The 14,772-nt window shown below is 71.6% G+C and carries 11 protein-coding genes; 3 read left to right on the plus strand and 8 right to left on the minus strand.

What is annotated here, in order from left to right:
- Positions 1-116: 116 nt before the first annotated feature.
- The 6 genes from CHC11_RS08340 to CHC11_RS08375 all read right to left on the minus strand — a co-directional run bounded on the left by CHC11_RS08340 (position 117) and on the right by CHC11_RS08375 (position 8,042).
- Entirely contained in the window at positions 117-2,006 is a 1,890-nt protein-coding gene (locus CHC11_RS08340; protein ID WP_218825967.1) for an AfsR/SARP family transcriptional regulator, read from the minus strand.
- Between the two features lie 163 nt (positions 2,007-2,169).
- Complete coding sequence (locus CHC11_RS08345; RefSeq protein WP_089310970.1) at positions 2,170-2,898, minus strand: TetR/AcrR family transcriptional regulator; 729 nt, start codon at positions 2,896-2,898, stop codon at positions 2,170-2,172.
- Positions 2,899-3,012: 114 nt separating this feature from the next.
- Positions 3,013-3,846, minus strand: a complete 834-nt coding sequence (locus CHC11_RS08350; RefSeq protein ID WP_089310971.1) for an SGNH/GDSL hydrolase family protein — start codon at positions 3,844-3,846, stop codon at positions 3,013-3,015.
- A 263-nt stretch (positions 3,847-4,109) separates the two neighbouring features.
- Positions 4,110-6,284: a DUF6461 domain-containing protein gene (locus CHC11_RS08355; RefSeq protein WP_089311111.1), complete on the minus strand. Its 2,175-nt coding sequence runs from the start codon at positions 6,282-6,284 to the stop codon at positions 4,110-4,112.
- Between the two features lie 287 nt (positions 6,285-6,571).
- The gene (locus CHC11_RS08360) at positions 6,572-6,907 is read right to left on the minus strand and encodes an MmcQ/YjbR family DNA-binding protein (protein ID WP_089310972.1); all 336 of its coding nucleotides are present in this window, start codon (positions 6,905-6,907) and stop codon (positions 6,572-6,574) included.
- A gap of 718 nt (positions 6,908-7,625) precedes the next feature.
- Positions 7,626-8,042 (minus strand): M15 family metallopeptidase, encoded by a 417-nt coding sequence (locus CHC11_RS08375; RefSeq protein WP_245918903.1) that lies wholly within the window; start codon positions 8,040-8,042, stop codon positions 7,626-7,628.
- A gap of 605 nt (positions 8,043-8,647) precedes the next feature.
- Between CHC11_RS08375 and CHC11_RS08380 the strand changes: the two genes are divergently transcribed.
- From CHC11_RS08380 to CHC11_RS41170, 3 genes are all read left to right on the plus strand, one after another.
- A complete protein-coding gene (locus CHC11_RS08380; protein WP_143226969.1) occupies positions 8,648-9,229 on the plus strand; it encodes a hypothetical protein in 582 nt (193 codons plus the stop codon).
- Between the two features lie 376 nt (positions 9,230-9,605).
- Positions 9,606-11,408: an ABC transporter ATP-binding protein gene (locus CHC11_RS08385; protein ID WP_245918905.1), complete on the plus strand. Its 1,803-nt coding sequence runs from the start codon at positions 9,606-9,608 to the stop codon at positions 11,406-11,408.
- 49 nt (positions 11,409-11,457) lie between these two features.
- Positions 11,458-12,105 (plus strand): hypothetical protein, encoded by a 648-nt coding sequence (locus CHC11_RS41170; protein ID WP_179278739.1) that lies wholly within the window; start codon positions 11,458-11,460, stop codon positions 12,103-12,105.
- A gap of 266 nt (positions 12,106-12,371) precedes the next feature.
- Here CHC11_RS41170 and CHC11_RS08395 read toward each other — a convergent pair whose 3' ends face one another.
- Positions 12,372-12,644 (minus strand): hypothetical protein, encoded by a 273-nt coding sequence (locus CHC11_RS08395; protein WP_342749962.1) that lies wholly within the window; start codon positions 12,642-12,644, stop codon positions 12,372-12,374.
- A gap of 667 nt (positions 12,645-13,311) precedes the next feature.
- Positions 13,312-14,727: an endo-1,4-beta-xylanase gene (locus tag CHC11_RS08400; RefSeq protein ID WP_089310980.1), complete on the minus strand. Its 1,416-nt coding sequence runs from the start codon at positions 14,725-14,727 to the stop codon at positions 13,312-13,314.
- Positions 14,728-14,772: the final 45 nt, after the last annotated feature.

Here is a 14,772-nt window from a genome sequence, read left to right on the forward strand (position 1 = left end):
CGAGACCGCGTTGCCCGGCGTACCGGATGTCATTTCCTGGACCTGGCGAAAACGCGCCGAACGCTTCCGGAGGCCGTTCGGCGCGCGCTGCCGGAGAAATGGACGGTGAACGGCGGCTAAAGGTGGTGGGGCGTGCCTGCGACGGCGACCAGGCCCGCCCTGCCCAGGGCCTGCGACTCCTCCGCTGCGAGTTCCTGCGCGAACAGTGCGAGCAGTCCGTTCAGCCGGTACTGGTGGACGGACGGCTGCTGCACGAGGTTCGCGTCCACCAGGTTCTCGAGCGCCTGCTCGGCCCCTTGCGCGGCCCAGCCGAGGGCGACCGCCAGCGCCCGATGACCGGATCGCCCGTCCGGGGCCGTTCCCAGCGCGCGGAACGCTCGCCGCTCGGCGGCCGGAAGCCGGTCGTAGGAGAGCCGGAACGCCCCTTCCACACTCCGGTCCTCCGCCGTGAGCTCGCCCAGGCGGCGCCGAGCGTCGGCCATCCTGCGCACCAGATGCCCGATCGCCCAGGACGGGCGGCTCTGCATGCGCGCGCCCGCGATGCACAGCGCCAGGGGCAGCCGGTCGCACATGGACGCCAGCTCCCGCACGGCGAGCGGCTCGGCCGCGGCGCGCTCGGCGCCCACGATGCGGGCCAGCAGCGCTTCCGCCGCCTGCCGGGTGAGCGGCCCCAGCGAGACCCGGCGGTCCACGTCCAGCCCGACCAGCCGCCGGCGGCTGGTGACCAGCACCCGGCTGCCCGCGCCCGCGGGGAGCAGCGGGCGCACCTGGTCGGCGCCGGACGCGTCGTCGAGGACCAGCAGCAGGCGCAGCCCGGCGGTCGCGCTCCGCCAGGACGCCGCGAGCTCGTCCAGGTCGCCGGACGCGCTCCCGGAGCCGACCGCCCGCAGCAGCCGGCGCAGCGCGCGTTCCGGCGGCACCGCGTCCCGCCGTTCGCTGTGCCCGTGCAGCTCGACGAACAGGCAGCCGTCCGGGTGGTCGCGGCGCAGCGCCCGCGCGGCGCACACCGCGAGCGCGGTCTTGCCCGCGCCCGCCACCCCGTCCACCGCCGCCACCGCGGGCCCGCCCCGGCCGGTGAGCAGCGCCAGTTCGTCCTGCCGTCCGATCAGCTCCCCGACCTCTGCGGGCAGTTCGTCGGGAACCTGCCGCACGGACGGCACCTGCGTGCGTCCCTCACGCCTCGCCTCGTCTCGCGGGACGAGGTCCAGGGCCGCGTCGTCGCCGCGCAGTACCGCCTGGTGCACGCGCCGCAGCCGCTCGCCCGGTTCCACCCCGAGGTCGTCCACCAGCCGGCGGCGCAGGTGCGAGTACGCGGCCAGCGCGTCGGCCTGGCGGCCGCTCCCGTACAGCGCGCGCATGAGCAGCGAGGTCAGGGACTCGCTGTGCGGGTGCTTGGGGATCAGGGCGTGCAGCTCACCGACGGCGTCCACGAACCTGCCGAGCTGGAACTGGCACTCGACCTTCTCCTGCAGAAGGGTGAGCCTGCGCTCCTCCAGCCGCAGGCGCTCCGCCTCCGCGAACGGCCCGGGGAGCCCGGCCAGCGGTTCGCCCTGGAACAGCCCGAGGGCATCGAGGCAGGCGCTCACCGCGGCCGCCAGATCGCCGGACCTCCTGGCGGCGGCCGCCTCGTCCGCGGCCTCGTCGAGCCGCAGCACGTCGACCGCCGTCCCCCTGCTGACGAAGCGGTAGCCGCCCCGGTCCCGTGCGATCACCGACTCCTGCGCGTCCTCGCCGAGCGTGCCCAGGCAGCGGCGCAGCCGGTGGACGTACACCGGCACGATCTTGCTCCCCGAGCCCGGCGGTTCGACGCCCCAGACGCCGTCGAGCAGCTCCCGCCGGCTCACCGTCATGTCCGGACGCAGCAGCAGCGCGGCCAGGAGGGCCTGCTGCCTGAGGGGGCCGAGGTCGAGCCGGGTCCCGTCGCGCCACGCCCGGAACGGGCCCAGCACGGTGAAGTCGAGCAGGCGGGGGGCCGGGTCCGGCATCGTGTCCGAGGTCATCGCCATCGCCATCATCAGACCGATCTCTTCGAACTGCTGATCTAGGACGATCCGCGCGTATGAAGGAGCATTCGCGGACCATGGCATAACTTTGTAATGGGCAGGTTAATACCATGTGATGGCGCGGTGCGGTGATTGGTTCGGAGCCGCCGGCGTGGCGGTCATCACGTCACCGCGCGGGGCGGGGCCGCCGGCCCCGGCGGGGCGCCGGTTCGGGGGCGACGGCCGCGGCCGTCTCGACGTTCAGCAGCGACTGCCCGGCGGACCGCTCGGCGGCCGCGCGGTCGTCCCCGAGCCCCACCAGCAGATTGATCACATGCGGGCCCAGGATGTGCAGCACGCCGCGGCCCTCCTGGCCGAAGACCCCCGTGCTCTCCAGCAGCACGTAGCCGTGGATCATGCACCAGATCTGCCCCGCCACCAGGACCGGGTCGTCCCGGCGGAGCCGCCCGGCGTTCATGGCGCGCCGCACCAGCCGCGGCAGCAGCGCGAAGGCGTCGTTCAACTCGGTGACGGTCGCCGGCGTGCCCTCGGCGGTGAGGTCGTGCCCGAACGAGGGGAGCGCCCCCGGCGAGGCGAGCCCGAACATCAGCCGGTACCGCTGCGGGCTGGCCATCGCGAACTCCCGGTAGGCCAGCCCGAGGACCAGCAGGTCGGTCACCGGGTCCTCGGTGTCGGGCACCTGCCGCAGGTGCCGCTCGAAGCGCGCGAACGCCTCCCGCCCGATCGCTTCGTACATCCCGGCCATCCCACCGAAGTGGGTGTAGACGGCCATCGTGGACGCGCCGATCTCCGCGGCGAGCCCCCGCGCGTTGAGCGCCTCGGGCCCGCGTTCCTCCAGCAGCCGCATCCCGGCCTCGACCAGCTTCGCGCGCGACCCTGCCGACGTCTTGGACATGACAATGTTATAGCGCGCCCGGCACGGTCCAAAGTCACCTGAACGGGCATGTCTTTCTGGTGCGGCGGCCTCGGCGCCCCCGCGGGGTAGGGCGGTGCCGGGACTGCCGGCCCGCTAGGTGGACATGGCCGGGACGACCTTGAGGAAGGCATCGGCGATCTCCTGGTACCCCGCCGCGGTCGCGTGGCCGTCGCCGTCGCTGCACTGGTACGTCCACGCGCAGATCCGGGCCACGCCGCGGGGGACTGCGCCGTACGGAGGGGCCGCCACCTCGGTGAGGTCGTGCCCGGCGAAGGCGCCGTTGACATCCGCGACCCTGAATCCGGCGGCGAGGTAGACGCCGTGCTCGTAGGCGTTGAAGGTGTCGACGACCGGTATCGAGGCGAGGGCGGCGGCCCTGCCGCCCGACACCCAGGACGCCAGGCCGGGGTTGTAGTAGTTCATCGCGGCGTAGGCCGGGCCGCCGCCGCCCGCGAGCCGCAGCCGCGCGGTGATCTGCGGCAGGTTGGCGATCAGAGAGCCGACGCTCCGCAGCGCGCAGCCCGCGTCGACGCCGCCGCCGGGCAGGCACCCGTTGGTGTCGTTGGCCCCGATGTCCAGGGTGACGTATCGGACGTGACCGGCGTGCGCTTTCAGGAAGGCCTCGGCCGCCTCCAGTTGGGAGCCGGTCGCGTACCCGCAGATGCCGCCCTTGAGCATCGTCGTGGTGGTCTCCCCGGGACACCCGAGCTTCACCAGTTTCAGCCGGGGGTGCCGTGCCTTCAGCGCGGCATGGAGACGATCGGTGTAGCCCTGGTCGGTCCTGCCCACTCCGGCCTGAACGCCCACGGACAACGAGTCGCCTAGCGCGAGGTAGTACTCCGGACCGCTCGCCGAGGCGACCGGCCCCACCAGGCCCAGCCCCGCCACGGCGGCGACCACGACGGCGATCGATCTGACCAGCCCCATCCCCGCTCCAGCGATTTCGGCGCACGCGCACCCCACCTGGCACGCGCGTAACGAACCACCAAGCTAACAAACATCGCTGTCTATTTAAACTCCCCTCGGCAGCCCGACCGCCGATCGGGGATGCCCGCCCCGTCCCGTCCTCGCGAGGTCACCAGGGGACGGGCCGGTGCTCGCGGCTCCATCTCCGACAACAAGGAACCTGCCGTCCGCTGGACCTGGTGGACCCTTCCGGCCTGGTGCGCCCGCCCAGGCCGGAGGGGCCGTCAATGCTCGTCGAGTCCGGTGATCCTGGTTCGGAGGTCGGCGACCAGGTTCGCCGCGTGCGGACCCGCGGCGTGGCGTGCCGAGTCGAAGCCGTCCGCGACCGCGGCGAGCGGGTCCGGGTTGGTCGCGCGGTGCAGAGCGCGCCAGACCCACGGGTGCTCGCCGCCGTCGAGCTGGGAGCGGCGGGCGCGCAGGTGGGCGCCGGCGGTCAGGGCACGGGCGGCGACGCTGGCGGCGACGTCGGGGTCTTCGCTGAGCCCCGCGTATCGGGCCGACTCCGCCGCCGCCCACCAGGCCAGGTCCCGAAGCGCCGGTTCGGGCAGCCCGGTCAGTTCCTCGATGACGGTGCCGAGCGGGGCGCCGGACCGTGCCCGGTACGGGTACAGCGGGGGCAGGTGCGGAACGATCCGGAAACCGATGTCGGCGTCCTCCATGCGGGCCAGGTCATCCGCGGTGATGCCGTGGCCGATGAACCGCTGTACCGCGACCATCCCCATCATCTGCCTGCCGCGGTTGTAGTCGGCGAAGTCGAGGCCGGCGAGCGCCGCGGTGAGCCGCGGTGGCGCGTCGAGCTCGCCGAAGGGCTCCTCCGACAGCAGCACCTCGCCGTGCTCGGCGAACGACAGCCGGGTCAGCGCATCGACGTTCCAGTACATGCTGGCGGCCCGGCCGCCGACGGACGCACGGGTCAGCACGGGCTCGGTCGAGCCCTGCCAGCCGTTGTACTCGACGGCGAGCACGGCGCCGCCCTTGTCCAGGACCGCGACCCATGGGTCGATCGACCTCCGGCCCATCAGCTCCTCGCCGATGGCCCGCATCGACTCCGGCCGGTCCGGGTCCGCTCCGAAGGCGCGCAGTACGTCCGCGACGTCCGTCCCGGTCACCACCGTCACCGTCGCGGCCACCTCCAGGGAGCTCCTGCGCAGCCACCGGTAGACGGCTTCGGGCGGTTCGGGACGCACCGGCTCCGGCTCACCGCGCAGCCGGTGGCCGAGCCGGTCGGTGCGGGCGTGCACGATGTCGGGCGCGGCGGGCGCCTGCCACACCACCAGTTCGTAGTTCTCCGTCTCGGCGGTGTCGTCCCGGCCGCGCGCGTGCACCCGCAGCCGGTAGTCGCCCGGCCAGGGAGGGGTGATCCCGCGCAGGGACGGCGCGCCCGCCCGGGGGCCGCCCAGGGAGGCGCCGCCCGTGGCGGCGCACCAGCTGACCTCGACGATCTCCTCCCATCCGGTCGCGACGTCCGGCGGCGGCTCTTCCAGGACGCTTAGCAGGACCCGGACGTGCCCGCTCTCGGCGCCGGTACGGATCACTGCGCCGCCCGGAACCACCGCGACCAGCCCATTGCCATCGAAGTCGACGTCCGGGGGGCCGTCCGCCTCCAGCAGCGCGAACCGGTGCCCCGACACCTCTGCCGACCCGCTGGACCGGAGGGGCAGCAGGTAATCCGCCCGGGTCTTGGCGAGGACGGCGGCGGCGTAGCCGGCGGGCATCGGGGCTTCGCGCAGCAGCAGGACCGCGGTGCCGATCGCCGCGCCGAGCACCGCCGGCGGTTCGGCCGCCCAGGGCGGGACACCCGCCCGCCGCACGACGGCGGCGGCGGCGGACACGGCCAGCGCCAGCCGTGCCGCGCCATGCGCCGCGGCGACCTCCCGCTCGCCGGTGACCGCGCTCTCCACCGTCAGGAGGGCCGCCACGCGCGGGTGGGCGGCCAGCCGGCGGGCCAGTGCGGCGACGAGCGGCACCGCCCCCGGCCGGATCCGGTCCAGCCGGGCCGCTCCGTTGACCGCCTCGCTCGTCCCTTCCATGATGCCGATCGCGAAACCGCCGGTCAGCGGCTCCCCGAGGAGACCGCACAGGTCCGGGACTCCGGCGAGGTCCAGCTCCGGCACGGTCAGCTCCAGAGCGCCGAGCAGGCGTTCGACCAGCAACGGCGGCAGCGCGCCGAGCGCGTCCCGAACCGGCGAGTCGCCCGGCCCGGGCCGGGCGCGGGAGTGCGCCCAGGCCGCAGGGACGGGCCCGACGGCCGATCGACGGAGCGGTCCCGCGTCGTCGGCGACCGCCCGCAGCCGACCGAGCTCGGCCGCCGGCGTCGCCGGAACGCGGGCGGCGATCAGCGGTATCACCGCGGCGACCGGTCCAGCCGCTTCCTCGATTAACGCGTCTGGAATCTCCACCACGGCACCTCCGGCGGCCAGCGTGTACAAGACGCCAGAACACTAGGCTTCGCCGCTGACACTGACGCCCCCGGCGAGAGCCCCGCCGACGTCGCCTACGCCCAGCGCGCGAAGGCCGCCGAGGGGCTGCGACAGCGCACTGCACGCGTGCGTCGTGTGGGACGACACCGTCCCCGGCCGAGTCGGTGGACGCACGAGGGCATGCCCCTCACCGACCCCACCCCCCGCGGCCGCCACCTCAGGGCCACCGCGATGCGTTGAGAACGGCGGAGGATCGGTCCTGATGCTCAGGCGCGGTACGCAGCCGCGAGGCGCTTCGGGGCGGAGAGCCGCCAGGCCTCGGTGACCAGTTCGTTCAGTTCCCCGGGGTCGACGGTGGCCAGCCTGACCTTCACCCATGCGAAGCGTCCGCCGGCCCAGGACGGGGCGAAAGTCTCCGGGTCTTCGGTGATGAGGGCGGCCTGCTCCTCCCGGGTGGCTTTGAGCATGACGACGCCCTCGGCCTCGTCGAAGTAGCCGAAGCCCTTGTCACGGACTCGGAAGCCGGTCATGTTCCCGTAAGACTCGCGCTCGGTGACCTCCGGCAGGCCGAGCACCATCTGCAGGAACTCTTCAGGACGCATACTCAAAGAGGTACCACCCAGGTCGGACGCTTCATCACCGCGGCTCGCGGCTGGAACCACCCGCAGCAGAGGTTCATGGGAGTGGTTCGTAGAACGAGTCGACGGCGGGCTGGCCGGTGTAGTTCGGGCCGGCCTGATCGTCGGCCCCCAGGTAGCGGTACGGAAGCCGTACCTTCGCATGTCCGTGGCGGGAGATGCGGCGGCGGGCGGAGTCGTAGGCGAAGCCCCGCGCGCAGCTGGGCCGTGAGGCGGCGGCCGGCGGGGGCGCCGTCCGCAAGGCGGACCGAATGGGCGTCGAAGTTGGCGACGAACAGCCCTTCGCCGGTGAGCCAGGACGCGAGGCGGCTCAGAACGCCGAGTTTGTCGCCCACGTAATGCAGCCCGTGCACGCACGTGATCAGGTCGAAGCGGCCGTCGGGGACCCACTCGGCCGCAGAGCCGCTGACCAGGCGCAACAGAGCGGGGAAGGGTTCGGGGCGAAGTGGTCCACGAGGTCGAGCCCGATGATCTCAACCTGACCGGCCAGGCCGCGATCGGTCAGAAGCGCGGCCGCCTCGGCCGGGGCCCGTCCGCTCCCGCAGCACAGGTCGAGCCACCGCACGGGCGACGAGGCCCTGGCGCGGGTGCTCATCTGTGGATCAAGCCCCGGTCGATCTCGACCTCGATGGCGGCCTCTGGAGCGACGGCACCGCCCTGTCCCCGCACCGGGCACTACCGGTCACTGCTGGGTTCTCGGGTCCTCGGTGGGGTCGGCGTACAGGGGCGGGCAAACGCGGCCGATCGCACTGGTGCGCAGCTCGTAGTGCCAGGATTCGTTCCTGTAGATCTGGCACAGTCCGTACTCGGCCCCGTTTTCCGAAAGCCATTTCGTGGCATCGGAATGGCCGATGTCGACCGCTTCCCCTTTCACGTGGAGTGAGGTCGAGGCGGTGGCCACCCAGCGGGCGGCCTCCTTCTCAGAGCCGTACTTGGCGACCGCCTCGCGAAGCAGGAGATTCTGGTATGCCGGGGAACGCCAACCGCTGTTGACGTAGAACTTGATTCCGTCGTCCGCGGCGTCCCGCGCGGCCCGGCGGAGGGTCTGGAGGAGATCTGGATCGAGTTCGGCCACAGCTGGAAACGCGTCGTCGAACACCGACACATCGTCCGGGACGACCCCGTCACCTTCGTCGATCGGACCACGGGCCCCGTGGCGAGGAGCGCTCTCGCCGGGCGCAGCGCGCTGCTCACCGCGAGGATCTTTGGGGGATGACGCGGCGGATGAGGACCATGAGCGGGCCGGGGAGGGCGAGGAATCCGACCGGTAGCCGAGAGCCGAGCTGATCATCGCTATGACGACCATCAGGCCGATGCCGGTAAACCAGTAGATCTTGCGGGGCGCTTTTCGTGCCGATGGAGGTATTGGTGGCATACCGCCAGTCAAGGCAGTGTGGCGTAGCCGGGGCGTATAGGGTTTCTGATATGCCGACGATATGTGCCGGTCCGTAGAATTGACGTATGCGTGTGGGCAGCGAGATGCAATGCGGCCAGTTCGCCGGCGCCGAGTGCACCACCGCCGGACACGAGGGGGAGGCGCCCTCTGCGGGCCGGGCAACCACAGGGACTGTCGGCCGATGGTGGCCGCGCGTCGACTCCGTCCGATGCCCGCCCGCCGTCGGTTGACCTCGGCCCTGATGCCCATAAGGGTGTGCGGTGATGAACGGGTCAATGCCAGATCATGACGACGGTGCCCGCGACGGCTTGACGATGCAGCATGTGGGGATCGCGGGCGCGGTCGGCGCGGTGGTCCTCGGGCTGGTCGTGGCGGTGGCGATCGCCGTCACCCCGGAGGATGGCGGCGGGCCGGATGAGCGCGCGGTGGCGGCGTCTTCCGCGCCCGCCGGCTCGGCCGTGCCGAGACCGTCCGCGACGGCGGCCGGCTCAGCGCCGCCCGCGGCGCCGGTCGTGCGGTGGCGGGGGACGCTGACGCTGAACGGGCCGCGGGCGCGGCGGGATCTGGACGCGACGCCGCCGCGGCTTTCGGAGCGGGACGGGGAGCCCGACATTCGGGGCGACTGGCTCAAGCCTCTGGTGGAGGCCGAATCGGACGCGCAGGTCGTGCTGATGCGTCCGGGTAGCGAGCCGGCGGCGGCCCGGTGTCGGGATGCCGCGGCGACGGAGGGAGCCGACGAGGTCGAGGTGGACGAGGGAGACGTGGTCTGCGTGCTGACCGCCGCGGGCCGGGTGGCGCGGCTGGCGATCGTGGAAGCGCACATGACCAGCAGAGCGCCGATCGTCAGGGCCCGCGTAGTGATCTGGGACATGCCGGGGCCCGCACAGTGACCGCTGGCCAGGCCCCCGGCAGGTGATGGTGCGGAAGTTCGGCCGGCGGATCGCGCCATCTCCGCCGGCTCGCGGCGCTCGGTCCGCCGCCTGCCGGATCTTCACTACGCGGTGGACACCTGCGGGCAGCTCGCACGGGGGACGAGCCCCGCGCGGCCACGTCAGCGGACGCCGGACTTATAAAACTTCATCGGTGTTCGCCCGCGGACACCACTGTTTCCGAAATCTTGTGATCGTTTCAGCGCTCGCGAAATGCGTTCGCGTCGTCCGGACGGTCTGAGGCAGCATGGGAGCGCGGCGGCGTGGAGGGCGGGTGGCTGTGTCAAAAGCACGAGGCGGCTCAAGGGACGGCAAGTCGGCCCGGCAACGGGCGGTTATGCTGGCCCTGCGCTTTTACAGCGGCGTGCTGCGCCGCCAGTGGCGGATCTCGCTTCCGGCGATGATTTTACCGGCACTCGGGAATACCTGCCTGTTCTACCTGACCCCGCTCATGGTGGCCGCCCTGGTGGGGCGCCTGGCCGAAGGCGGGGAAAGCGACCTCGCCGCCCTCCTGCCCTACGTCCTCGGATTCGCCGGCCTGATGACGGCGGGCGAGGCGCTGTGGCGAGTGGGCCTGCACTTCCTCAACCGGACGAACAGCCGCGGCATCGAATGGCTCGCCAACACCGGCATGGACGAGTTGCTCGCCAAAGACGCCGCGTTTTTCCATGACAACTTCGCCGGTTCGCTGACCAAACGGATACTGAGCTTCTGCGGCGGTTTCGAAAGTTTCGCCGACACCCTCACTTTCGCGGTCGTGGCCAACGTGATCCCGCTGTCCTTCGCCTCGGTGATCCTGTGGCGGTACCACCCGCTCCTGGTCGTCGTCCTCCTGGGCCTGATCGTCTTCACCGCCTTCCTCGTCGTCCCGTTCATCCGCCGCAGGCAGGCGCTGGTGGACAGGCGCGAGGCGGCGAAGGTGAGGGTCTCGGGCCACATCGCCGACGTGCTGACCAACATGGAGACGGTCCGTGCGTTCGCCGCCGAGGAGCGGGAGGCCGCCGAGTTCCGCGGCCGGGTCGCCGAGCAGAACCGCCTGGCGCTGCGCTCCTGGGACTACGCCAACCTGCGGGTCGACACGATCGTCGCTCCGATGTCGATCCTGACCAGCGCCCTGGGGTTGTTCGTCGCGGTGGCGCTTCGCGGCGGGCTCGGCGTGGAGGCGATCGTGGTGACGTTCTCCTACTACACCAACGCGACACGCATCATGTTCGAGTTCAACCAGATCTACCGGCGGATGGAGAGCACACTCACCGAGAGCGCCCAGTTCACCGAGCTGCTCCTGGCGCCGCCGACCGTCGCGGACCCGCCCGACCCGCAGCCGTTGCGTCCGGTCGACGCCTCGGTCCGCTTCGAGCGGGTGCTCTTCGCCCACGGCGGCGGCCCGCCCCTGTTCGAGGGACTCGATCTGGAGATCCCCGGCGGCGCCAAGATCGGCCTGGTGGGACGGTCCGGAGGCGGCAAGACCACCCTCTCCCGGCTGCTGCTGCGCCTCATGGACGTCGACGGCGGCCGGATCCTCGTCGGCGGCCAGGACATCGCGCGGCTGCGCCAGAGCGATCTGCGGAGCATGATCGCGTACGTCCCCCAGGAGCCCGCGATGTTCCACCGGTCGGTGCACGACAACATCGCCTTCGCCCGGCCGGGCGCCACCGAGGCCGAGATCCTCCGGGCCGCGCGGGCGGCGCACGTCACCGAGTTCGTCGAGACGCTCCCGGACGGGTTCGGCACGCTGGTCGGCGAGCGGGGCGTCAAGCTCTCCGGCGGCCAGCGGCAGCGCATCGCCCTCGCCCGCGCCATCCTGCGGGACGCCCCGATCCTTCTCCTGGACGAGGCGACCAGCGCGCTGGACTCGGAGAGCGAACTGCTCATCCAGGAGGCGCTGTGGCACCTGATGCGCGACCGCACCGCACTGGTCGTCGCGCACCGTCTGAGCACGGTCGTCCGCATGGACCGCCTGGTCGTACTCGACCGCGGCCGCGTCCTCGAAGAGGGTTCCCACCGGGAACTCCTCCAGTCCGAGGGGGCTTACGCCCGTCTCTGGCACCACCAGTCCGGCGGCTTCCTCACCGCCGAAGCCGCCCGGGGCGCCTTGCCCGCCGCCCAGCGCGACCAGGACTCCCAACCGGTGACCGGCTGAGTGGGGCCGTCCCCGCGGTTGACCTTGAACCTGACGCGCATAAGGGTGAGTGGTGATGAACGGGTCAATGCCAGATCATGACAGAAGCACCGGCACCGGCTTGACGATGCAGCATGTGGGGATCGCGGGCGCGGTCGGCGCGGTGCTGCTCGGAATGGTCGTGGCGGTGGTGATCGCCGTGACCCCCGAGAACGGCGGCGGGCCGGGCAAGCGTGCGGCGGCCGCGCCGCCGACGACGTCGACCAAGGCGGCGCCTTCCGCGCCCGCCGGCTCGGCCGCGCCGAAACCGTCCGCGAAGGCGACCATCTCGGCGCCGGTCGTGCGCTGGCGGGGGACGCTGCTGCTGAAAGGGGCGACGACGCGGCGAGATCTGGACGCCGTACCGCCGCGACTCTCGGAGCGGAACGGGGAGCCCGACATCCGGGGCGACTGGCTCCAACCTCTGGTGAAGGCCCAGTCGGACGCGCAGGTCGTGCTGATGCGTCCACGGAGCGAGCCGTCGGCGGTCCGGTGCCGGGATGCCCTGGCGACGGAGGGGTCCGACGAGGTCGCGGTGGACGAGGAGGACGTGGTCTGCGTATCGACCGCCGCGGGCCGGGTGGCGCGACTGACGATCCTGAAAGCGCGCATAACCATCAACTCACCGATCGTCAGGGCACGCGTGGTGATCTGGGACATGCCGGCGACCGGACAGTGACCGCCGGCGGCCCCGGCGGTTCTTTGGGCGCCGGGGCCGCCGATCCTCGCGACGCCCCGGCTGTGAGGCTTTGTGCCCACCCCTGGGACTGTCGGAGAGCCGTCAACAGGCCGTCGCGCCGACCCGACCCGTAACGCCTCCTACGGGCAGCCTCCACCACCGCACCGGCCATGTGAGGGACCTCCCGGAGCCTCCAAGCCCGACGCGGGCGCGGTCGTCCTGGGCGCCTCGGCGGCGTCGGCGCCGCTCGTGGTGGACGCGCGGGCTCAGCCGTTGTCCTCGACGCCGAGCGCTTGCACGATTCCCTCGGCCACCGACGTGATGATCCCGGGGTAGTAGAAGACGACCGCGATCACGATGCTGAGCACGATGAACTGAATGAACCGCGTGATCTCCCGGGTGAACAGGAAGAACAGGGCCACGATCCCGACGATGACCAGGAACAGCGGCCCGAAGATATTGCGCAGCCAGTCGGCCAGTTGCTGGGTGTTCGGGTCGTCTTTCGCGGCCAGGATCACGGCCGCCTTCACGCTGTGCATCATGTCGTCTCTGCTCCCTGCCCGGCTCCTGTGATCGCTACCATCTCACGCGGCCAGGGGTCCCACCGCGCAACCGGTCCGCGTTGTCCCCCGGCGCTCGACGGCGCCTTGCCGCACGGCCGCCGGGCGGGGTCTCGGGCCGCGATCGGGTGCTCATGATGACGTGTTCGCTCGCGTCCCCGGCGACCGTGCCGGGCGGCGGCGCCTATCGCGCCCGCACCATCGGGTCGTCTCGCCACCGTCGAGCCATTGTCCGATCCTCTCGCGTGTCCCGGACCCATTGTGCGCCGTTGGCCGTTTCCGGCAAAGGGCTCCGGCGGCCGGTCGTACGTCGCGTCATCACCCATCAGTCGGCAACACTAGCCGCGGTCGGCGCGGACGTGCCCCGGCCGAATCCGTCGCCGGGCCGGAGCATTGCCGGCACGCTGCGGCAATGCCCGCCGCGAACCTCGGCTGGGTCGGCGTCGAAGCCGGTCGCACCTACATGCCCATCGCACGAGCCCACCACAGCGCTCCCGGCACGGAGTAGCCATGGACGACTGAGTGGAGCCAGGGCAAACCTGACTCCACTCCGCCGTGCGGGCGTGTCACTGGAACTGTGCGAAGAATCTCCAGATCTTTCCCCTGGTCCAGGTGGCGACGATTCGCCCGTTCGGCTTGGGGCAGATCAGGTGCGGCTCCAGAGTTGGTTGCTTCCGTTCCAGCAGGAGTAGAGCTGGGTCGGGGTGCCGTTGGCGGAGCCGGCGGCGTCCAGGCAGAGGCCGGACTGGACGCCGACGATGGATCCGTCGGAGTTCAGGCGCCACTTCTGGTTGTCGCCGCCCCAGCAGCTGTAGATCTGGACCTTGGCGCCGTTGCCGGTGCCGGCGGCGTCCAGGCACTTGTCGCCGTAGACCCTGAGCTCACCCGCGTCGGTGGAGGTCCACTGCTGGTTGGTTCCGCTGTGGCAGTCCCACAGCTGGACCTGGGTGCCGTCGGTGGTGCTCGCGTTGGGCACGTCCAGGCAGCGGCCCGAACCGACGCCCTTGATCGTCCTTCCGGAACCGGTGGGGGGCGACGAGGTGCCGTTGAGGGCGTTGAGGACCGAGGTGTAGGCGGCCTTCTTGTTGCCGTTGCCGTCGAACAGCAGTGGCGTCTGCTCCGAGCGCCACGAGTCGGTGTCGCGCACACCCCAGACGGTGATGCCGAGGCAGCGCGAGACGGCCAGGCAGTCGTTGGTCACGTTGGCGTAGGTCGTGGCCGAGGCACCCTGGATGTCCAGTTCGGTGATGGACACATCGACGCCGAGAGCGGCGAAGTTCTGCAGGGTGGTGCGGAAGTTGCCGTTGTAGGGGCTGCCGCTGTTGAAGTGGGACTGGAAGCCGACGCAGTCGATGGGCACGCCGCGCTGCTTGAAGTCGCGGACCATGGCGTACACGCCCTGGGTCTTGGCCCAGGTCCAGTTCTCGATGTTGTAGTCGTTGTAGCAGAGCTTGGCGGCGGGGTCGGCGGCGCGCGCGGTGCGGAAGGCGACCTCGATCCAGTCGTTGCCGGTGCGCTGCAGGTTGGAGTCGCGGCGGCCTCCCGAGCCGTCGTCGGAGAAGGCCTCGTTCACGACGTCCCACTGGGCGATCTTGCCCTTGTAGTGGGCCATGACGCCGTTGATGTGGTCGATCATCGCCTGGCGCAGGCTGCTGCCGCCGAGGCTCTGCATCCAGCCGGGTTGCTGGGAGTGCCAGGCCAGGGTGTGGCCGCGTACCCGCTTGCCGTTCTGGACCGCCCAGTTGTAGACGCGGTCGCCGGAGCTGAAGTTGAACTGGCCCCGCTGCGGCTCGGTGGCGTCGATCTTCATCTCGTTCTCGGCGGTCACCATGTTGAACTCGCGGGACGCGATCGTGGTGTAGGCCGAGTCGTTGAGTCTGCCCGAGGCGATGGCGGTGCCGAAGTAGCGGCCGCTCTGCGCGGCCGCGGCGCCCAGCGTGCTCTCCGCGGCGGTGGCCGGGGGCGGCGCCACCAGAGCGGCCGCTGCGCTGAGCACCCCGAGGCCGCCTGCGAGAAGGGCCCGCCTGCGGATCCTGGACCCGGGCATGGCGTTCGTACGCACGTCTTTCCTCCATGAATGAACGATGGGTGGAAGCACGGAACACAG

The organism is Actinomadura mexicana (assembly GCF_900188105.1).
GTDB lineage: Bacteria > Actinomycetota > Actinomycetes > Streptosporangiales > Streptosporangiaceae > Spirillospora > Spirillospora mexicana.

What these genes read in the sequence shown, in the direction of transcription:
- CHC11_RS08345 (WP_089310970.1), bottom strand. Translation starts at nt 2,898, where the DNA reads ATGTCCAAGACGTCGGCAGGGTCGCGCGCGAAGCTGGTCGAGGCCGGG.
- CHC11_RS08350 (WP_089310971.1), bottom strand. Translation starts at nt 3,846, where the DNA reads ATGGGGCTGGTCAGATCGATCGCCGTCGTGGTCGCCGCCGTGGCGGGG.
- CHC11_RS08395 (WP_342749962.1), bottom strand. Translation starts at nt 12,644, where the DNA reads ATGCACAGCGTGAAGGCGGCCGTGATCCTGGCCGCGAAAGACGACCCG.
- CHC11_RS08360 (WP_089310972.1), bottom strand. Translation starts at nt 6,907, where the DNA reads ATGCGTCCTGAAGAGTTCCTGCAGATGGTGCTCGGCCTGCCGGAGGTC.
- CHC11_RS08385 (WP_245918905.1), top strand. Translation starts at nt 9,606, where the DNA reads ATGCTGGCCCTGCGCTTTTACAGCGGCGTGCTGCGCCGCCAGTGGCGG.
- CHC11_RS08340 (WP_218825967.1), bottom strand. Translation starts at nt 2,006, where the DNA reads ATGGCGATGACCTCGGACACGATGCCGGACCCGGCCCCCCGCCTGCTC.